This is a genomic window from Streptomyces sp. Y2F8-2 (genome assembly GCF_014905555.1).
GTDB classification, from domain to species: Bacteria; Actinomycetota; Actinomycetes; order Streptomycetales; family Streptomycetaceae; genus Streptomyces; species Streptomyces cynarae.
This window is the reverse complement of the sequence record NZ_BNGS01000007.1, coordinates 387,746-407,760: the sequence shown is the minus strand read 5'-3', so window position 1 is coordinate 407,760 and position 20,015 is coordinate 387,746. Positions and strand designations below refer to the sequence as shown.

15 protein-coding genes are annotated in these 20,015 nt (G+C 71.7%); 5 read left to right on the top strand and 10 right to left on the bottom strand.

Annotation, left to right across the window (positions count from 1 at the left end):
* Window positions 1–65 precede the first annotated feature (65 nt).
* Window positions 66–1,487 (top strand): xylan 1,4-beta-xylosidase, encoded by a 1,422-nt coding sequence (locus SY2F82_RS25070; protein WP_200421423.1) that lies wholly within the window; start codon window positions 66–68, stop codon window positions 1,485–1,487.
* A 72-nt stretch (window positions 1,488–1,559) separates the two neighbouring features.
* Here the strand turns inward: SY2F82_RS25070 and SY2F82_RS25065 are convergent, their stop codons facing one another.
* From SY2F82_RS25065 to SY2F82_RS25045, 5 genes are all read right to left on the bottom strand, one after another.
* Window positions 1,560–5,201, bottom strand: coding sequence for a lipopolysaccharide biosynthesis protein (locus SY2F82_RS25065; RefSeq protein ID WP_200421422.1), 3,642 nt, complete (start codon window positions 5,199–5,201; stop codon window positions 1,560–1,562).
* Window positions 5,194–5,994: a polysaccharide deacetylase family protein gene (locus SY2F82_RS25060; protein WP_200421421.1), complete on the bottom strand. Its 801-nt coding sequence runs from the start codon at window positions 5,992–5,994 to the stop codon at window positions 5,194–5,196. The genes SY2F82_RS25065 and SY2F82_RS25060 overlap by 8 nt, the downstream gene beginning before the upstream one ends.
* Complete coding sequence (locus SY2F82_RS25055) at window positions 5,991–6,995, bottom strand: glycosyltransferase family 2 protein (protein WP_200421420.1); 1,005 nt, start codon at window positions 6,993–6,995, stop codon at window positions 5,991–5,993. The genes SY2F82_RS25060 and SY2F82_RS25055 overlap by 4 nt, the downstream gene beginning before the upstream one ends.
* Window positions 6,992–7,810, bottom strand: coding sequence for a glycosyltransferase family 2 protein (locus SY2F82_RS25050; RefSeq protein ID WP_200421419.1), 819 nt, complete (start codon window positions 7,808–7,810; stop codon window positions 6,992–6,994). The genes SY2F82_RS25055 and SY2F82_RS25050 overlap by 4 nt, the downstream gene beginning before the upstream one ends.
* Window positions 7,811–8,481: 671 nt before the next feature.
* Window positions 8,482–8,823 (bottom strand): hypothetical protein, encoded by a 342-nt coding sequence (locus SY2F82_RS25045; protein ID WP_308437788.1) that lies wholly within the window; start codon window positions 8,821–8,823, stop codon window positions 8,482–8,484.
* Window positions 8,824–9,132: 309 nt separating this feature from the next.
* On the opposite strand from SY2F82_RS25045, the gene SY2F82_RS25040 reads away from it, so the two are divergent.
* A complete protein-coding gene (locus SY2F82_RS25040) occupies window positions 9,133–9,939 on the top strand; it encodes an SGNH/GDSL hydrolase family protein (protein WP_200421417.1) in 807 nt (268 codons plus the stop codon).
* Between the two features lie 39 nt (window positions 9,940–9,978).
* Here SY2F82_RS25040 and SY2F82_RS25035 read toward each other — a convergent pair whose 3' ends face one another.
* The 4 genes from SY2F82_RS25035 to SY2F82_RS25020 all read right to left on the bottom strand — a co-directional run bounded on the left by SY2F82_RS25035 (window position 9,979) and on the right by SY2F82_RS25020 (window position 16,782).
* Complete coding sequence (locus SY2F82_RS25035; protein ID WP_200421416.1) at window positions 9,979–11,586, bottom strand: serine/threonine-protein kinase; 1,608 nt, start codon at window positions 11,584–11,586, stop codon at window positions 9,979–9,981.
* Between the two features lie 72 nt (window positions 11,587–11,658).
* Complete coding sequence (locus SY2F82_RS25030) at window positions 11,659–13,242, bottom strand: sulfite exporter TauE/SafE family protein (protein ID WP_200421415.1); 1,584 nt, start codon at window positions 13,240–13,242, stop codon at window positions 11,659–11,661.
* Complete coding sequence (locus SY2F82_RS25025) at window positions 13,239–15,155, bottom strand: lipopolysaccharide assembly protein LapB (protein WP_200421414.1); 1,917 nt, start codon at window positions 15,153–15,155, stop codon at window positions 13,239–13,241. The genes SY2F82_RS25030 and SY2F82_RS25025 overlap by 4 nt, the downstream gene beginning before the upstream one ends.
* Before the next feature lie 103 nt (window positions 15,156–15,258).
* Window positions 15,259–16,782 (bottom strand): DUF4331 domain-containing protein, encoded by a 1,524-nt coding sequence (locus SY2F82_RS25020; protein WP_200421413.1) that lies wholly within the window; start codon window positions 16,780–16,782, stop codon window positions 15,259–15,261.
* A gap of 205 nt (window positions 16,783–16,987) precedes the next feature.
* Here SY2F82_RS25020 and SY2F82_RS25015 point away from each other — a divergent pair, with 205 nt between their 5' ends.
* The 3 genes from SY2F82_RS25015 (at window position 16,988) to SY2F82_RS25005 (ending at window position 18,747) form a co-directional block, all read left to right on the top strand.
* A complete protein-coding gene (locus SY2F82_RS25015) occupies window positions 16,988–17,530 on the top strand; it encodes a sigma-70 family RNA polymerase sigma factor (RefSeq protein WP_200421508.1) in 543 nt (180 codons plus the stop codon).
* Window positions 17,527–18,351 carry an anti-sigma factor domain-containing protein gene (locus SY2F82_RS25010; RefSeq protein WP_200421412.1) on the top strand — a complete coding sequence of 275 codons (825 nt, stop codon included), beginning with the start codon at window positions 17,527–17,529 and terminating at the stop codon, window positions 18,349–18,351. Before SY2F82_RS25015 ends, SY2F82_RS25010 begins: the two co-directional genes overlap by 4 nt.
* 126 nt (window positions 18,352–18,477) lie before the next feature.
* On the top strand, window positions 18,478–18,747 hold the full coding sequence (locus tag SY2F82_RS25005) for a hypothetical protein (protein ID WP_200421411.1): 270 nt from the start codon (window positions 18,478–18,480) through the stop codon (window positions 18,745–18,747).
* A gap of 30 nt (window positions 18,748–18,777) precedes the next feature.
* Here the strand turns inward: SY2F82_RS25005 and SY2F82_RS25000 are convergent, their stop codons facing one another.
* Window positions 18,778–19,974, bottom strand: coding sequence for a CaiB/BaiF CoA-transferase family protein (locus SY2F82_RS25000; protein ID WP_200421410.1), 1,197 nt, complete (start codon window positions 19,972–19,974; stop codon window positions 18,778–18,780).
* Window positions 19,975–20,015: the final 41 nt, after the last annotated feature.

Here is a 20,015-nt window from a genome sequence, read left to right as displayed (position 1 = left end):
GTTACCTGGCTGTCGCACGCCGCAATCTGTCCGCGGCCCAAGGAGCGCCGTTAGTGTGGCCCCTGATGGGACGTCATGGGTGGAATTCGGGGGAACGGCGGTGGCGACTCACCGCACTGCTCGGCGTGGCCGCGGCCGCTCTGGCCCTGGTGATCACCTTGATCAGCACACTGACCGGGAACGGCGCGAGCACCAGAGGCACGACACGCGACGGCGACAAGGTGCACGGCACCCCCGCCACCCCGCCCCAGGTGACGAAACCTGACGTCGGCTGGGGCTTCACCCACACCCAGTACAGCGCCGACCAGGGCAGCGGTGCCGCCACCGAGCGCGTCGAGGGGCTGCTGTCCGGGGCCGGGCTGCCGCAGAACCAGGCCATCATGGGGTGGGGCGCCGACAACCCGGAACCGGTCGAGGGCCGTTACGACTTCGCGGCGATGGACCGCCGTATCGACTTCGTCCGCAAGACCGGCGGCACCCCGGTCGTCACCCTGTGCTGCGCCCCGGACTGGATGAAGGGCGGCAAGGCGGGCGCGGACAACACCGACTGGAGCCAGACCGCCCTCGAGACCGCTCCGAGGCCCGAGCACTTCAAGGACTACGCCGCCCTCGCCGCGACCGTCGCCAGGCGCTATCCGGACGTGCGCCACTTCATCGTCTGGAACGAGTTCAAGGGCTTCTGGAACGACTCCAAGGCCCGCTGGGACTACGAGGGCTACACCGAGCTGTACAACCTGGTCCACAAGGCGCTCAAGCAGGTCGACCCCAAGATCATGGTGGGCGGCCCGTACCTCGTCATGGACAGCGTCGACCCGCGGCAGAAGGAGAACGCCTCCACCGCCCTGCGCGGCCCCTGGGGCGCCATGGACCAGCGGATCGTCGACGCCTTCACCTACTGGAACACGCACAAGGCGGGCGCCGACTTCGTCGTCGTGGACGGCTCCAGCTACACCAACGACGACGAGCTGCTTCCGAACGAGTTCGCCGCGACCGACAAGTTCACCGCCGTCGGCGCGTGGGTGCGCCGGCAGACCCGCGGCCTGCCGCTGTGGTGGGCCGAGTACTACGTCGAGCCCGCCGACGGCAATGACGAGCGCAGGGGCTGGAGCGAGGACCGCCGCGTCGCCGTCCAGGCCGCCGGGATGATCGCCCTGATCAAAGGCGGCGCGTCCTCGGGCTTCTACTGGAACCCGGAGGATGAGAAGGGCACCGACTGCCCGGGCTGTCTGTGGACGCCGACCGACACCGCCGAGGGCGGCCGGGCCCTGCCGATGTACGGCCTGGTGTCCCGCTTCTCCAAGGAGTTCCCGCCCGGCACCGCGTACCGGACGGTGACGGTGGCCCCGGACGACGTCCCGAACGTCCGCGTCCTCGCCACCGACAAGGCCGTGCTGGTGGTGAACACCCTGGGCCGCGCGATCAGCGCCCAGGTCGACGGCAAGCGGTTCGACATGAAGGCGTACGAGGTGAAGTGGCTCACGCGCTGAGCCGCTTCACCTCGTACGCCCGTCCCTCCGTGTGCCCCGTCCTCCCGTACGCCTCCGCAGGCCGTGTGCGCCTCAGCCCTTTCCCATGGTCAGGAACCGCTGCACCAGCGAGGCCAGCAGCACCGCCAGCAGCGGCAGCGAGAACCAGAAGCTGGACTGCAGCACCCGCAGCTGCCGTACGCCCGGCCGTACCGCGACCCGCACCAGCTCCCGCGCCGTCAGCATGAGCACCAGCGCCACGGCAGCGAGCCCCCCGACCACCGACCACGGCGTCCAGGTCACCCGCGGGCCGATCGGGCCCGGGTGCGGCTGCGGGACCTCGCCGGCGGGCTGCTTGCGCAGCGCGTACAGGGTCACGTCCTCGTTGACCAGGACCTTCTTCAGCTCCTGGCGGTCGTCCAGATTCTTGATGAGCCGGGACTCCCAGGTCGCCGAGTAGCCCACGTCCATCTGGAGATACGTCACCTGGCTGCGATTGATCATGAGGTACGAATGGGGGCCCGCGTCCTTGAGCGACTTGACCAGGCCCGACACCAGGACCGGATCGGTGGGCGCCAAGGTCGGCACATAGTTCACCTTCTCCATGTCCTTGGCGCCCCACGGCATCGCCGGTGTCACGTCGTTGACCGTGTCGTTGCTCAGCCACAGCAGCCGTACCGTCGGCTCGTCGTGCGCGTACACATAGTCCATGGCCGCGACCTCGCCGGGGCGGATCCGCTCGAACGGCTCATTGCCCCAGCGGGCCACCAGGAAGCCGCCCATCAGCAGCAGGCCCGCCATCAGGGCGGCGAGCGGGGCGAGGCTCGCCCGGTCCTTGTCCCGCTCCCCGGCCGTCACGCCGGTGCGCGGGAAGAGCGCGAGCGCGCAGAGCAGGGCCGCGCCCGGCACCGCGAACATGAACACGCGCAGCGCCATCTCGCCGCCGTAGGACTGCATGCCGAAGCCCAGGAACGGGACGAAGGTGAGCACCAGCAGCGACCGCTCCCGGTACTTGTGCTCGCGCCGCCGCCACCAGCCCCAGCAGGCGAACGCCATCACGACGCCGGCCAGCAGCACGCGCGTGTACAGCACCAGCTTGTGCGTCGAGTCGCCGCCCTGGATACGGCCGGAGACGGACGTCGACACATTGCTGCCGACGCCGCCGACGCCGCCGAACAGTTCGTCGAAGTGCCCGGACCAGTACGGCTCCGCCATGAAGCCCAACCAGAACATGACCAGCACCGCGAACAGGACCGGCAGACCACGCAGTTCGCAGCGGCCCACCAGGACGAGCACCGCGAGCACGCCCAGCATCATGAACGGGGTGAGCTGGTGGGCCGGGACGCTCGCCGCATACAGCGCGATCAGCACCATGAGCAGCACGGCGCGTTGCCCGCGGCTGGTGGGCTCCACCTCGGCCTCGCCGGGGCGCCGCCTGGTCCAGAGCACGCGCGGCGCGCGGAACCAGACCAGCAGGATCGCCACGAAGGCGAGATAGAACAGATAGGTGAAGCCCTGCGGGGAGAAGTAGTCCTGGCCGACCCAGCCGCTGAGCACGAAGATCCAGATACCGGTCCACTTGGCGCGCCAGCTCGCCCGCATCGAGCGGACCAGCAGGAACATCGGCGCCAGGTAGAGCAGCTGGATGGTCAGCGGCCACCAGCGGATGACCTCGGTCAGGTCGGTGACCCCGCAGGCCTTGGCGACGAACGCGGCCACCGCGAAGAACCCCGGCCAGCTCCAGCGGGCGTCCAGGAACGGCACGGCCGACCCGGTTCGGTCGATGTAGTCGAGGAAGCCGAGGTGCTGCCAGGCCGTCGGGAACCGCGGCTCGGTCTCGATCACGGCGGGCAGCGCGTGCAGCGACACGACGGTGGTCACCAGGGTGGCCAGCAGCAGGACCTTGTGCTCGCGGGCGCGCCAGAGCAGGGCGGCGAAGACCACGACGAGGAGGGCTGCACCGAGCAGAGTCGGCAGCGGCAGTACCGAGATCAGGCCGAGGCCGCCCATACGGTCCAGAGAACCGTCGTCGAGGCTCAGCGCGGGTACCCAGTAGAGCAGCAGGGCGGACACGAGCAGACAGCCCAACAGAATCGGCCCGATGAGGGAGGTCCCGCTGTGCTTGGACGGCGGGTCGTCCGCGGCTGGTGGCGCGGTTCCCCGCGCCCTTTCGGGGGCGCTGGGGGGCACCGATGTTCCAGCTGGTGGGGTCCCCGGCCCCCGCCGCACGTCCGGCCTGCGTTCCTGGTGGTCGAAGTCCACGTGGACGCCGAGCGCCAGCGTGTCCGCGTCCAGCTTCTTCGCCCAGGACGGGCCGTTCCTCGGCTTGGGGACCTCGAGGTCGGCGAGGTCCCCGTCCGGTGCCGCGTCCTCGGGCACCGCGTCCGCCGGGGCCGTGCGCACGATCTTGAGCAGCTTCGGTGCGGCGATCGCCACGATCACCGACAGGCTGGAGATCTCCGCGACGCCCGCCCCGGTCAGCCCCATACGGGGCAGCAGAAGGACGGTCAGTCCGAGCACCAGGACGCACAGCAGGCCCTGGAGGTAGGCGAGCCCGGAGGTACGGCTCTGGGCGCGCAGCACCGCGAAGTACGTCTCCATCACGACCCGCAGCAGCGCGCCGACCGCGAACCAGCGCAGCAGCGGGGTCGCCGCGTGCGCGTAGCCGTCGCCGAAGACGTGCAGGATGACGGGCGCGCCCAGGAACAGCAGCCCGCACACCGGCAGCATGATCCGGACCATGCGCTTCAGCGCCGCCCGGGTGTTGGCGGCGAGTCGCGCCGGGTCGTGCGAGCCCTCGACGGTGAGCGAGGCGCCCATGTTGATGGCGAGCAGGTTGGTCGTACCGCCGATGGTGGTGGTGATGTAGAAGTACGCGTTGTCCGCGGCGCTGACCTGCGAGGCCACGATCACCGGCACCAGGTAGACCACGGCCAGCGAGAACAGCGAGCCGGTGTAGTCGCCGGCCAGGAACCGCCCGATCTCTTTCAGTGACGGCGGACTGGCGTGGTCCTCGGTCGCCCTGACGTGCCGCGGCACCAGGCGCCGGAACACCAGCCAGCCGAGCGGCACCACGGACGTGGCGATGGCCGCGACCCAGGAGACGAAGACACCCAGCATCGGGATCGCCACCGCGAGACCGACGAGCAGCAGCAGCTTCACCGCGGAGAAGACGGTGTTGCCCACCGGCACCCACAGCGCGCTGCGCAGCCCGGTCAGCACACCGTCCTGGAGCGTGAGCAGGTTCCAGGAGACCACGGCCACCACGAAGACCAGAGCGGGGCCGGGACCGTGCAGGAAGCGGTACGACGGCCCCCACAGGTCCAGCGTCAGCAGGAACAGGCCCGCGGCGATCGCCACGACGAGCGAACTGCCCGCGTAGGTACGGAGGATGAGGCGCCCGGTGGCGCGTCCCGCGACCGGTATGAAGCGGGCCAGGGCACCTGTGAGCGTGACCGCGGTGAGCCCGGCGAGCAGCTTCATCGCGGCGATCGCGGCCGAGCCCTGGCCGACCGCGGCGTCGGAGTAGTAGCGGGCGGCGACCAGCCAGTAGCCGAGGCCCAGCACCGCGGAGATCCCGGTGTTGAGCATCAGCGCGTAGGCGTTGCGGAACAGCTGGTTGCCGCCTCCTGGGACGCCGCCCCTTCCGGGCAGGCGGAGCCGGCGGCCCGACGGCTGCCCGGTTTCCGCGGTCGTGGCCTCACCGGCCTGGGTTGTGGTGGTCGTGTCAGACACGGGAACGGATGGCCTTCCGGCGGACCTGGCGTGCTCTTCGGACCATGGCGTACCCCTTGGTCAGGGCGCGGTCCCTGGCGAAGGTGCGGGTGATCGCACGGCCCTGGACGAGCCGCTCGAACTCCTCGACACCGGTGGTGCGGCGCACGGTGACCCGCTGCAGCGCGTACGGGCCCTGGCGGCGGCGTGCGAGAGCGTTTCCCACGGCGAGCGACTGACCGAAGCCCGCGTCGCGCACGATGCGGCGCACCCGGCGGCTGGAGTAGCCGTACGGGTAGGCGAACGACACCGGGCGGGCGCCGAGTTCGTCGGCGATGATCTCCTTGCAGCGCAGCAGCTCGAACCAGAGCGCGTCGTCGGGGAGCTGGTCGAGCTGCGGGTGCGTGTGGCTGTGCCCGCCGATCTCGACCCCGGCGTCCACGAGGTCGCGGACCTGGTGCCAGTCGAGCATGGTGTCCAGGCCGCCGCCGGTGTCGTGGGCGCCCCGTATCCACCCGGTGGAGACGAACAGCGTGGAGGCGAAGCCGTGCCGCGCGAGCACGGGCAGTGCGTGCCGGTGCACGCCTTCGTAGCCGTCGTCGAAGGTGATGAGGACGGGCCGCTCGGGCAGGGGGCCGCTCTCCCGCCAGCTCCTCGCCAGGTCGGACGTGGTGACGGGCGTGAACTTGAGGTCGGCGAGCAGGGCCATCTGCTCGCGGAACGCCTCGGGCGCCACCGACAGCGCACGTGTCGCCTCGTTGGGCGCCGTCGCCACCGAGTGGTACATGAGGATCGGCACGGGCTGGTCGCTCATGCGGCCGCCCCCTCATCGTCCGGGATGCCGGCCACGGCGAAGGTCGCGCCGCTCCTGCGCGCCCGGACGCTCCCGACCAGGTACCCGCCGGCCGCCGTGAGCACCCCGGCGACGATCGCACCCGCCCGGCCCGCGCCCCCCGGGCGGGCCAGCAGCGCGTCGCGCAGGCCGCGGCCCACCCCGGCGGGCAGCACCCGGGTGGTGTAGCGGCGTTCCGACTCCAGGCCCTTCTCGGCACCGACGCTGCGGGCCACGAGCGCCTTGGACAGGCCCTCGGCGTAGGTGCGGGTGCGGAAGTACGCGAAGTGCTCGCGCGGCTGCGGTACCCGGTGGTGGATCACCGCCCGGTCGTCGATCAGCAGGATCGCATCGGGCCTGGCCCGGGTGAGGCGGATGCACAGCTCCGTCTCCTCGCAGCCGAGGGGATGCTTGTCGCCGTCGCGTCCGATGCCCGTGGCGAAGCCGCCCGCCGCGTCGAACGCGCTGCGGCGGAACGAGGCGTTGCCGCCGAGGACGTTGCGCACCCGGACCCGGCCGGGCGGCAGCCCCCTGTACGTACAGCCCACCACCCAGTCGAACTCCTCCGGGAACCAGGCCGGGCGGCGGCCCGACGCCCAGATCGGCATCGTACGGCCGCCGACGGCCATGACCCGCGGGTCCTCGTATCCTTCGGCGAAGTGCTTCAGCCAGTCCCGTTCGGCCACCGCGTCGTCGTCCAGGAAGGCGATGACCTCCCCCTGCGAGGCGGCGATCCCGGTGTTGCGACCCGCGGACAGGCCGCGGGGCCCCGCGTTGGCGAGCACCCGGACCGATCCGTCCTCCTGGGCCTGTTTGTATTCCCGGGTCAGCCTCTCCAGCAGGGTCTCGTTGTGGTCCACGACCAGCAGCGTCTCGCGCGCCGGCCGGGACTGCGCCCGCACCGAGGCGACCGCCGCGAGGATGTCCTCCCAGCGGTCCTCGGTGTAGACGCAGATGACCACGGAGATGTCCGGATCTCTCAAGACAGCTCTCCCTGACCGGAGTTGAGCGCAACGGCGCGCGGACGGCGGCGCAGCGCACGCCGGTTCGAGCGCTCCTTGAGGATCACCTTCAGCACCCGGAGCCCGTCGCGCACCGCGCTCAGATTGCTGGTGCCGTGGATGCGGAGGTACTCGTGGCTGGGTATCTCCTGCACTTTCAGGCCGGCCTTGACCACCCGGATGTTCATCAGCGTCTCGACCTCGAAACCGGTGCAGTCGAGGTCGATCTTGTCCAGGCAGTGCCGCCAGAACGCGTTGTAGCCGTAGCACAGGTCGGTGTAGCGGGCGCCGAACTTGGCGTTGACGATCGCGCACAGCACCCGGTTGCCCAGCTTGCGGATCGGCGTCATGTCGGAGGTGCCGCCGCCGTTCGCGAACCGCGAGCCCTTCGCGAAGTCGGCCCCGGACACCAGCGCTGAGACATAGCTGACGATCTCCTGACCGTCCGCCGAGCCGTCCGCGTCGACCATCACGATGATGTCGCCCGTGCACGCCGAGAAGCCGGTGATCAGGGCGTCGCCCTTGCCCTTGCCCCGCTGCTCGACGACCTTCACGTCAGGCCACAGCTCGCGCGCCACCTCCACGGTGTTGTCGGTGGAATTGCCGTCCACAAGAACCACTTCGTGAATCCAGTCCGGAAGGGTCTTGAAGACGTAGGGGAGATTCTCCGCCTCGTTCATGGCGGGAATCACCACGCTCACCGGCGGCGCGATGGCCAGGTGAGAGGAGATCGGCCGGTACTTCCCCTGCGCTAACGGACCTTGGTCCGAAAAGGCAGGGCGCAGAACAGAACTCATGAGTCTTGTCCCTCTCGTCCGGTCGGACCGTCCGCCCCTGGACGGTCCGGCTCTGTGTCCGGTTCGAAAGGGGGGTTCTCACCGACGGCATGCGACACGGATCTCCGTGCATGCCCGGTGAGCTGGCAAAGCTGACCGTCCGCCGGGAAACGGCGGCCGGTCGCGCGGCACGACTCGTACGACCTCTCAGGTCGCCGAGCACGGCACCCCCCTACCGCGCCCCCGCGCCGGGAACCATCGCGGTACCTGAGCCCTCCCCTGGACCGCATGATGATGGACCGATGCGGGTTGGTGTATGACGGTATTGACGATTGCGTCGATATGGCAAGACCTACGACAAGGTCCGCGTTTTTGTTGGTATGGACGTAACTGAACTCCTCGAACGGATTTGTCCGATCCGTTTGAGTGTCCGATAGGCCGACTCGAAGAGTTCCGGCCGCGACAGCACCGCATCGCGCGGCGCCCGGACCGGGGCGCGACGGGCCCCGTGTCCGAACACGGCAGGGTGACAAGGTGTCACCCACCCCTTGGGCGTGAAACGTTCCCGTGCCTTCAGGGAGTTCTTGTGTTCCATCCGGGGCGGAGACTTCGGCGTCGTCGGCGGAGTCGTCCACGCCCCGCGGTCGGCCCGTGTGGGCTCGCCGGGGCGGTGCGCGCCGATGTCCACGTCGTCAGCCCCGAGTTCGTGCCGCGCGGCCGAGGTGCCGCCGTACCAGGACCGGCACGAGGGCGAGGGTGCTGATCACGGTCACCGCGACGATCCCGCCGGTGACGGACCACCGGTGTACCGCCAGCATGCCCTGGGCGACCAGAAGGTCGATCGCGCATGCTCCCGCCATGGACACCACTGTGCGGGGACAGGGTTTCAGCCCCCTCAGGGCTGCTCCCACGGCCGTCGCCGGCGCGGCGAGCAGGAAGAACAGAGTGAACGGGCCGCGCAGCGGTGAGTCGGAGCCGCTCAGCGCGAGGATCGCGCCGACCGCCGCCACCGCGACGGCCGCGCCCTCGAGCACCGGAAACAGGTCCCTCCCCGGACCCTGCCCCGGCCGCTCGTCTCCCTCAGATGAAGGTGGCTTGATACCTAAGGTCTGCATTGGCGACTTTGCCCCCCGAAGCGCCGGATGCCGGGCTTCAATGTCGCGCAGCGAGCGGGAGGGCGTCAAGATGCGAAAACCGCCCGCGCAGGTTCTCGGCCCGCTTCAAACATCCGTTCTGTGGGGGTGATTGAGGAGGGCCCCGAAAAGTCTTGGCATGGACACTTCCTGTCAACACGCGTAGCTGCTATGCCGGTTGTGGCAGAGATCCTGCTAAAGGGAGGTTCCATGAGACGTTCCCGATATGCGGCCTTTATGAGTTCGCTCCTCCTCGCCCTCGGCCTCGCCCTCACCGGGGCCGCCGCGGCGCAGGCGTCCCCCCTCGCCGCGGCCACCGGGTATGTGGCGCTCGGCGACTCCTACTCCTCCGGTGTCGGCTCCGGCAGCTACATCAGCTCCAGCGGCGACTGCAACCGCAGCACGAAGGCCTATCCGTACCTGTGGCAGGCCGCCCACGCACCCGCCTCGTTCAGCTTCATGGCCTGCTCCGGCGCCAAGACCACCGATGTGCTGAACAATCAGCTCGGCACCCTCAGCGCCTCCACCGGGCTCGTCTCGATCACCATCGGCGGCAACGACGCCGGCTTCTCCGACGTCATGACGACCTGTGTGCTCCAGTCCGACAGCGCCTGCCTCTCCCGGATCGCCACGGCGAAGGCGTACGTCGACTCGACCCTGCCCGGCCGACTGGACACCGTCTACTCGGCGATCCGCACCAAGGCCCCCTCGGCCCACGTGGTCGTGCTGGGCTACCCCCGCTTCTACCAGCTCGGCACCACCTGCCTGGGACTGTCCGGAACCAAGCGGTCGGCGATCAACGGCGCCGCCGACTACCTGGACGCCGCCATCGCCAAGCGCGCCGCCGACCACGGCTTCACCTTCGGCGACGTCCGCACGACCTTCAGCGGCCACGAGATCTGCTCGGGCGACTCCTGGCTGCACAGCGTCGACTGGCTGAACATCGGCCAGTCGTACCACCCGACCGCGGCCGGCCAGTCCGGCGGCTACCTGCCGGTGCTCACCGGCGCGGCCTGACGGTCACGAACCCCACGAAGAACCCGACGGTCACGAACCTCACGAGGAAGAGGGGGAGGCCCCGCCCGACGGGGTCTCCGCATCACAGGTCACCGAGAACGGCACCGACTCGGACGTGACCCCGACCGGGCTGCGCACCTCCACGCCGATCGCGTTGTGCACGGAACCGCCCTCCTCGTACGTGGTGACGATGACCTGCCGCTGCTTGGTCTTCGCGTCACCCGCCGCGAACGACAGCGTCTTCCAGCCCGGGTCCGAGACCTGCCCCGTCTTGGTGACCCAGCGGTAGGACACATCGACCGGAACCCTGCCCACGGTGAACGTCGCCGTGAACGTGGGCGCCTTCGCGTCCGGCGGCGGACAGGCCCCCGCGTAGTCGGTGTGCGTGCCCGTGACCGTCACCTGGACCGACTGGGCGGGCGGGCTCGTCGTACGACCGCCCCCGCTGCCGCCGCCGGTCGAGGTCCCGCGGGTGGGGGAAGCGGCCCGCGACGTACTCGTGCTCGCCTCCGGGCTGCTCGGAAGCCCGCCGCTGACCGTGCTGCCATGCGTGGCCCCGCTGTTGGTACCGCCCGTGCCGTTCCGGTTCACCAGCGCGTACGTCAGCCCCGCCACCGCCAGGACGAGCGCGGCCAGGCCCGCGACCAGCACGATGCCGGCCCGGCGGTTGCGGGGCGGCGGCCCGGACGGAGCGGCGTACGCGGGTGCGGGCGCCGGCCGGGTGGCGGCCGGCGGCGGAAGCGGGCCGGTGGGCGGCTCCGCCGGACTCGGGAACGCCGCGACCGTCGGCGTGTAAGCGGCGGCACCCGTGCGCGGGGTGCCACCCGCCGCGACGATCCGCAGGTCCCGCTCGGCCCGGTCGGCCGGGATCCGCTCGGCCGGGTCCTTGCGCAGCAGCCCCTCGATCACCGGGGCCAACGGGCCCGCGCGGCGCGGCGGCGGCAGCTCCTCGTCGACGACCGCGCGGAGCGTGCTCAGCGGAGTGTCGTGCCGGAACGGCGAGTTGCCCTCGACCGCCGCGTACAGCAGCACACCGAGCGACCACAGGTCGGACTCCGGGCCGGGCGTACGCCCGAGCGCCCGCTCCGGAGCGAGGAACTCGGGGGAGCCGATGACCTCGCCGGTCATGGTCAGCGCGCTACTGCCCTCGACCATGGCGATCCCGAAGTCCGTGAGGACCACCCGGCCGTCGTTCGCCAGCAGCACGTTGGCCGGTTTCACATCGCGGTGCAGCACCCCGGCGGCGTGCGCGGCGCGCAGGGCCGCCAGCACCTCGGCGCCGATGTGCGCGGCCCGCTGCGCGGAGAGCGGGCCCTCCGCGTCCAGCAGGTCCGACAGGGCGATGCCGCGGACCAGTTCCATCACGATCCAGGGGCGGCCGTCCTGGTGGGCCACGTCGTAGACCGTCACCACGTTCCGGTTCGCCACCCGGGCCGCCGCCCAGGCCTCCCGCTCCAGCCGGGTGTACATGCGCTGTACCTCGGGCGAGGGAAGCCCGGCCGGTGCGCGCACCTCCTTGACGGCGACCTCGCGGTGCAGGACCTCGTCACGGGCCCGCCAGACCGTCCCCATGCCGCCCTCGCCGAGGGGGGACAGCAGACGGTAGCGCCCGGCGATCACACGTTCACTGCCCGGCTCTTCGGACACGGGCCGTCCCCCATTCGCATCCGCGCGATGTATCCACGTATCCACTCCGCGTGATTTCTCCCCAAAAGTAGCTCAACCGAGTGCGGATGCCGCCCCCTTGAACACCAGTCCGGCGCCCAGCGCGAGGACCACGAAGGCGGATCCGAGAGGTGCGGTCCTGCGCACCAGGGCGGCCGCCGGGTTCTGGGTCCAGCGCGGGCGCCGGTCCAGGAGGCGGTTCATCCCGCTGCCCAGCTTGACCACGGCGAACCCTGCCGCGGTCAAGGTCAGGGCGAGCCCGACGCCGTACGCGACGACGAGCAGCAGCCCGAACCAGGCCTGGCCGAGCGCGGCTGCACCGACGAGGACGACGACGGCGGAGGGACTGGGGACCAGCCCGCCGGCGAAGCCGAGGAGGATCGTGCCGCGGAGGGTGGGGGCGGTGGGGTGGGTGTGGGGGATACCGCCGTGGGAGTGGGTGTGGCTGTGTCCGTGACCGTGGGCATGACCGTGGGCGTGATGTTCCTGCTCGTGGTCGTGCTCATCGGGGTGCCCGTCGCCGTGTGCGTGTGCGTGGTCGTGCGCATGCCCGTGTCCGTGGTCGTGCGCATGCCCGTGTCCGTGTCCGTGGTCGTGCCCGTGGCCCCGGTTGCGCCAGGCCCGGCGTACGAGGGACGCGCCCGCCAGGGTGACAAGCGCGCCGCTGGCCATCCCCAGCCAGGCGATCACCGACGGCGCCGCCGCCGAACCGGCCGTGACCAGCAGACCGAGGGCGACCACGCCCAGGGTGTGGGTGACCGTCACCGACGCGGCCAGCGGAAGCACGTCCCGGAGCCCGGCCCGCCCCCCGCGGGCGGCCGCCGTCGCCGCCATCAGGGTCTTGCCGTGGCCCGGCGCGAGTGCGTGCATCGCGCCGAGGCCGACGGCGACGAGCAGGGCGAGCGCGGCGAAACCGAGCGTGAGGTGGTGGCGGGCGACCAGGTTGTCCAGCGCGCGCGTCCAGCGGTCCGCGCCGCGCGGAAGGATCGAGGCGGCGGGCGCGTCCCGCTGGTCGTCGGCCAGGGCGGGGCCTCCCGGGCGCACCCGGAGCGAGGCCTTGACGGTGTCGGCCGGTGAGGAGAGCAACTCCTTCGGATAGCTGGTCAGCTCGCGGGACACGGATGCCTTCGGCACGTCGGACGCGGTCAGCGTCATACGGTCGCCGCGCGCGGTGATCTCGCTCCAGCCGGGTCCGGTGGTGGCGCCGGCGCTGTGGAAGCCGACGGCGAGGGTGTCGCCCTCGGGCAGCGCTGCGGTCAGCCGGCACTCCACACGCAGGGTGTGGAGCCCCGCCTGCCCCGGCCGCAGTTGGGCGCTGCTGGTACGGACGCTCAGCGGGGCCGGGTGTCCGCCGACGGTGAGCGTGCTGCCCTCGGCTGCCTGCGCGCACCGCTGCCGGGCCCATGCGGTCAGGCCGAGCCTGGTGATGTCGGGGCTGGCCTGGGTGGCGGGTATCTCGGCGAGGTCCTCGACGTGGTCGACGCGCATCTGCCCGGGCGCGGCGACCAGGCCGTCGTAGCGGTTGACGGTGAAGTTGCCGAGCGGGTGGGCGCTCGCGGCGGAGGCGGGGCCGAGGACGAGCGCGCACAGGGCCGTGAGGAGGGCCGCGCCACAGGCGGCGATACGACGGGAGTTCACCGCATCGCCTCCAGGACCTCACGGGCCTGGCGCGCACCCAGCGGGGAGAAGCCGGGGTTCAGCTTCAGGGCGGCGGTGAGGGAGGCGCGGGCCTGGTCGGTGTCGCCGGCGGCGTGCTCGATCATGCCGCGGTGGTAGAGGAAGGCCGCGTTGCGGTAGCCGGTGGCCGTGGCCTGACGGGCGTAGGGAAGGGCCTCCCGGTCACGGCCGTTGACGTGCAGGGCCCAGGCGAGGGCGTCGGCGGTGTGCACGGTGTGGCGGCGTGCCCACTCGGCACGGGCGGCCTTCAACGCGGCCGCGCGGTCGCCGTGGTCGGCGGCGGCGAGAGCGGTGTCGAGGTCCGCGTCCACCCCGTTGGCCCGGGCCAGTGAGACCCAGGCGTCGACGAGGGCGTACTGGTCGCGGGCCTTGTCCGGGTCGCCGGACGCGCCGCGCGCCTCGTACAGCTCTCCCAGCTCCACGAGGGGCTGGGGCAGCGGATACCGCTCCACGACCTGCTCCATGCCGCGGACCGCGTCGGCGGTGTCGCCCTGGGCGGCCTGGGCTCGGGCGCGGCCCTCGAGGGCGGGGAGGTAGGTGTCGTCGGCGGCGAGGGCGCGGGCGTAGAAGTCGAGGGCGGTCCTGTACTGGCCCTGGTTCCAGGCGAGCTGACCGAGCGCGGTGGCGACGTACGCGATGTCGCCGCGGGAGGTGGCCGTGGCCAGGGCCTGCTCCAGGACGCGACGGGCGGTGCCCACGTCGCCGCGCAGTTCGTGGACGTAGGCGTAGCGGGTGAAGACGGGGACGCCCGGGTGGCGGGCGTCGGCCAGGTCGGCGGCCTTCGAGGCGTCGGCGTAGCGGCCGAGTTCGACGAGGGCGTCGATACGGGAGCACAGGGCGCGCTCGCTGTACGGGTTCTGCCGCAGGGCCTGGTCCGCGTGGTCCAGGGCGCCGGTGAAGTCGTGCCGGGCGGCGGCGAGGGCGGCGCGGCCGGCGAGCGCGGCGTCGTTGTCCGGCCGGACCCGCAGCGAACGCTCCAGCGCGGCCTGGGCCTGCGGATAGCGGGAGGGGTCGCCCTTGGTCCGGGCCTGCTCGACGTAGGCGAGGCCGAGGGTGGCCCAGCTGCCGTAGTCGCGGGGCTGGGCGCGGAGGTGAGCCTGCAGCGCCCGGATGCCGCTGTCGAGATCGCCGCCGGCGAGGAGCTCGGGCGACACCCCGCCGGGCGTCGAGGCGACAGCGCTCGTACCGCTGTCCCGCACGGCCCCGACGACCACGGCCCCGGCGGTGAGCGCGACGGCCAGGGAAGCGGCACAGACCACGAGCTGCACACCCCGCCACCGCCGTCCGGCGGCGGAGAACCGCCGCACGGCGGCGACCCGCTCGTCGGCTGCGCCGGGGGACTTTGCTGCCGGGGCGGCCTGGGCCTCGGGGGTCTCGGTGGCCTCGGTGGCCTCGGTGGTCTCGGGGGCCTCGGCGACGCCGTGCCCGGTGCCGTCACCGCCCAGCCCGCCGCCCGCCAGGCCCTGGTCCGTGGCCTCGGTCGCCTCGGCAACCTCCGTGGCCTCGGTGTCGTCGGCCGGCGGCGAAGATGCCGTCTGTCCGCCGCCCTGCGTGTCGGCCGATGCCTGCCTCTCGGGCGTCGGGTCCGTCGTACGGGCCCCGCTGGCCGCCTCCTCGGCCTTCGGCGCGGCCGACTCGGTGACCGGAGCGCCGTCCCGGGCGGAGTCGGCCGTCGGGGTCGGAGCCGGGCCCGTGTCGTCGGCTCGTCCGTCCGGCGCGTCGGTGCCCCCGGCGCCGAAGGCGCGCTCCCAGGCCTCCCTGACGGCCTTCTCGGGCCCGGTCTCCGCGGGCCGGAGCGTCGGCCTCCCGGGGGCGGCCTGCTCGTGGCCGCCGTGGCCGGTCTCCGGCGCGTTGTCGTTCCTACGCGGGGACATGCCCTCTCCTCGATCTGCTGGGCGGAAAACGGGGCGGCGCGGCCCGCGCCGTGGGGGACGGGGAAGTGCGGGCCGCGCCGGTTCGGGGGACGGCGACCGGCCGTCAGTACGCGCGGTAGCGGGTGCGGCGGCGCCACCACATCAGGGCGGTGCCGATCAACAGGGCTCCCACGACGCCACCGGCGGCGGACGTCGCGATCAGCGTGGTGTTCGTGCCGGCACCCGTCGCCTGCAGTCCGTCACCCAGCTGGTTGCGCACGCTGTTGCCGGTGCCCTTCGCCAGCGGGCCGCGCGACCCGGACGTCGGCTGGGCGAGGTACGGGAAGGAGTGCCCGAACTTCTGGTCGTTCTCGTCGACACCGTCGCCCAGGTCGTTCTTGGAGCCGACCAGCTCGCCCTCCACGACCTGCAGCGCCTCGTCGATCACGTCGTCCGTGAGCCGGCGCCCGTTCGGGAAGCCCGCATTGTCGCCGTCCAGCACGCCCAGCCGCTTCGGGTGCATGCTGGGCTTGATCGAGGTGTTGAGCCGCAGCTCCTCCGCCGGCCGCACGTACGGCGGCTGGTTGAGGCCCTTCACGCCCTTGAGGAACACGTCCACGAGGTCGTTGCGCGGCTCCGACGGCGCCTTGATCTTGTAGATCGCCTCGATGAGCTTCGGCAGCTCGGGGTTCGTCACGTTCTTCAGGAACTGGGCGTCGTCGTACGGCGAGGACGCGTTGAACTTGTCCTTGTCCTTCTGCGGGTTGACCACCTCGTTGACCAGTGGGTTGCCCAGCCGCGAGACCTGCGACCAGTGCCCGCGCGCGTCCTTGCGCTGGACCGTCCCCCAGATGCCCACGACCGGCTGGTACGACGACTCGCGGATCAGGTCGTTCGGCACCTGGAGGGCCAGGGAGTTGACGTTGTAGCCCTTCAGGGTGTCGTTTCCGACCTCCGAGAGGTTCCCGCCGTACAGCAGGTCGAAGACCCGCAGATCCGCGAAGAACGGGTCGTCGGCCTGCCCGGCGAAGGTCGTCGCCCCACCCGCGAGCTTGTACACCGCCTCGTCGCGCAGTTTGCCGTAGTCCGGCATCGACGCCTTGCCGACGTTCGACGGGGCGACCGGCACGTTGTCCGCGATCCTCGTCTTCGCCATCACCTTCTGCTTGTGCAGCTTGATGAGGTCGATGTCGTAGGTCTGAGTGACGTTCAGGTCGGGGTCCTTGAGGCTGTCGACCGGACCCGTGTTGTAGAGGAAGGTGTTCTTGTTCTTGACGTGCGTCTTGAACGTGTAGCGGAAGATCAGCTCGCTCTGCGCGTCACCGTTGTTGTCGACGTGGAGGTCGTACTGCGCGTCCTCCGCGAACGTGTAGAAGTTCGGACCGCCCGCCGGCTCCTCGAACGGGACGAAGTTCGCGATGATCGTCGTCGTGTCCGGCTTGTCCGGGCTGACGAACGCGTACAGGTCGGTGTTGTCGTACTGCGGCTGCCCCGAGATCAGCGGGGCCTCCCGGTGGGAGGAGGCGGAGGCCGCCCCCGGTTCCAGCGCGGTCACGCCGGCGGCTGCGAGCCCGCCCGCGGCCAGCGCACCACAGATGAGGGTCGCGATACCCCTACGACCCACGCCGCTCCTGGAGATAGGTGTCATGCCGTCCGTCCTCAGTGCCAACTTGCCTGACGCACAGGGATACGGAGCGATCGCCCGAACGGCTTGGTCGGATCCCAAAAAACTTTTCCTGCCTGCGCCACCCGCGTTTCGGGCCCGCTGATCCGTATCTCTTCCGAATGGGAGTCAGCAGCGAACGCCCAGTGGAGCGAGCATGCCGTGCACGGCGTCGGTGAGGGGGGTACGAGTGGAGGCGGACGAACTTCTGGTGCTCGTGGCCGGAGGCGACCAGAAGGCCTTCGAGGAGCTGTACGGACTGGTGTCAGGGCCGGTGTTCGGCCTGGTCCGCCGGATCCTGCGGGATCCGGCGCAGTCGGAGGAGGTGGCCCAGGAGGTGCTGCTCGAACTGTGGCGCTCCGCCCCCAAGTTCGACCCCCGTCGCGGCAGCGCCCTGTCGTGGATCCTCACCCTCACCCACCGCCGCGCCGTCGACCGGGTGCGCAGCGCCCGCGCGGCCGGCGAACGCGAGCAGCGCGAGGCCCGGCGCGCCCACCACACCGCCTTCGACCAGGTCGCCGAGGAGGTGGAGGCCGGCCTGGAGCGCGAATGGGTGCGCCGCTGCCTGGACCGCCTGACCGCCCTGCAACGCCAGTCGGTCACGCTCGCCTACTACGACGGTTACACGTACCGTGAGGTGGCCGAGCGGCTCTCACTGCCGCTCGGCACGGTCAAGACGCGGATGCGCGACGGACTCACCCGGCTGCGCCAGTGCCTGGGAGGTGTCGCATGAGCATCCTCGGCCGACTGCTGCGCCGCGAGGACCTGCACTCCCTGGCCGCGCCCTATGCCCTGGACGCCCTCGAGCCCGCCGAACGCGTCCGCTTCGAGAGGCATCTGAAGGGCTGTGACCGCTGCGCCGCCGAGGTGCGGGACCTGTCCGAGGACGCGGTGCGGCTCGCCTGGTCGACCACGGCCCTGGCCCCGCCCGGCCTGCGCGACCGGGTCCTGACCGCCGTACGGAACACGCCGCAGGACCCCGCGCCCGTGCAGGGAGCGTCCCGCGCCCATGAGCCGCACCTGCCGCCGCACGTCTGGGGCACGGCGCCACCGCCGCCGCGCACCCGTGCGCCCCGGCTGCGCCCCCTGTTCGCCCCGCTGGCCACCGCCACGGCCGCGGCGGCCCTCGTCGTCGCCGCGCTCTTCGCCGTGCAGGCCACGCGGACGCAGGACCGACTCGACGCCGAGCGCGCCCAGGCACGTGAGATCGCCCACGTTCTGGCCGCCCCGGACGCCCGTGCGACCAGCGACCGGGATGCCAGGGGCCAAGGAATCGGAGTGATCGCCTCCGCATCCGAGGGGCGCGCCGTCGTCACGCTCCGCGGACTGGGCGCACCGCCCGGCGGCCGTGTGCACCAGCTCTGGCTGATGCGCCCGGGCGTGCCACCGCGCTCCCTCGGGCTCTTCGACGGCGACACGCCCCTGGTCGCGAGCGGTCTGACCAAGTCGGCGACGTCACTCGCCGTGACCGTCGAACCCGACGGGGGGTCACCTCGGCCCACCGGCCAGCCGGTTGTCCAACTCGCCCTGCACTCCGTCGGTTTCGGAGGGTAGTCGTCAACGGTTCGTCAACGCCCTTACGGGGAAGGTGAATCCTGTGCCCGCGATACACGCGTGCCACGAGAGAGCGATAGGGTTACTCTGCCCGGGCCGGGTGGACTCGTACGGGTGGGGAGTGACATGGAACAGATAACAGTGCGCAGCAGGGCCAGGGTCCCTGCGATCACCTGCGGGAGCAGCGCGACCAGTTCGCGTCTCGACCGCCATCTCTCGGTGCTGGCCGGCCCCGCCGTCCCGCAGCGCGAGGCGGCCGAGGCGACCTCGCTGATGCGTGAGCTCACCGCGCGTGACGCCGCGCACGGCCGTAGCGGCAGGGGCGGACGCATGAGCGGTGTCTCGCTCTTCGCACCGCTGCGCCGGCTGCGTCGTTCGCTGTTCGGCGGGCGCTGAGCGTCACCCGCGTTCCCTCAAGGCCCGCGCTCAGGCCGTCACACCGTCCCGGCGCAGCGCTGCGATCTCCTCGTCCGTCATCCCCACGGCATGCAGCAGCGCCTCGGTGTGCTCCCCGAGCGCGGGCACGTCCCCCATCCGCGCCTCCGTACCGCCCGGCAGCGTGATCGGCGGCAGCAGCGCCCGCAGCGGCCCCACCGGTGTCCCCACCTCCCGCCACCGCTCCCGGGCCGCCAGCTGAGGGTGCTCCGCCACCTCGTACAGGTCCCTCAGGCGCGCGCACGCGATGCCCGCGCCCTCCAGCCGGGTCATCGCCTCGTCGGCGTCCAGCGCGCCCAGCGCCTTGCCGACGAGCATGTCCGTGCGGTCCCGGTGGGCGACCCGCGCCGCGTTCGTGGCGTACGCCGGATCGTCCGCCAGCTCGGGCTGCCCGAGCACCTGTTCGGCGAGCCGCCGCCACTCCCGGTCGTTCTGCACGGACAGCAGCACGCGCCCGCCGTCCGCCGTCGGATAGGCGTCGTAGGGCGCGATGACCGCGTGCGCGAGGCCGGTACGCGCCGGGGGAGTGCCGTCGTGCATCGCGTGGTGCAGCGGATGCCCCATCCACTCCGCGAGCGCCTCCAGCATCGAGACCTCCACCGGCCCGCCGCGCCCGGTGGTGCCCCGCCGCACGAGCGCCGCGAGCACCCCCGAGAACGCGTACATGGCCGCCGCGATGTCGGCCGCCGGGATCCCCGCCTTGACCGGCTGCTCCGGCGTGCCGGTCACCGACACCAGTCCCGCCTCGCACTGCACGAGCATGTCGTAGGCCCGCTTGTCCGCGTACGGCCCCGACGCCCCGTATCCCGAGATGTCCACGGCGACCAGTCGTGGATGGGCGGCGCACAGTGCGGCCGCGTCCAGGCCAAGCCGAGCCGCGGCCCCCTGCGCGAGGTTCTGCACGAACACGTCCGCGTCCGCGATCAGCCGCCGCAGGACGGCCAGTCCGCGGGGGTCCTTCAGATCCAGCGCGATCGACTCCTTGCCTCGGTTGCACCACACGAAGTGGGAGGCGAGGCCGCGGGCGGCGGTGTCGTAGCCGCGCGCGAAGTCGCCGCCGTCGACCCGCTCGACCTTGATGACCCGGGCACCGAGATCGGCGAGCTGACGGGTCGCGAAGGGGGCCGAGACGGCCTGTTCGACGGCGACGACGGTGATGCCCTCCAAGGGCAGCGGCAGACGGTCCATGGGCGGGATCATGACCCGCCGGCGGCGTCCTTGTCAGCAGG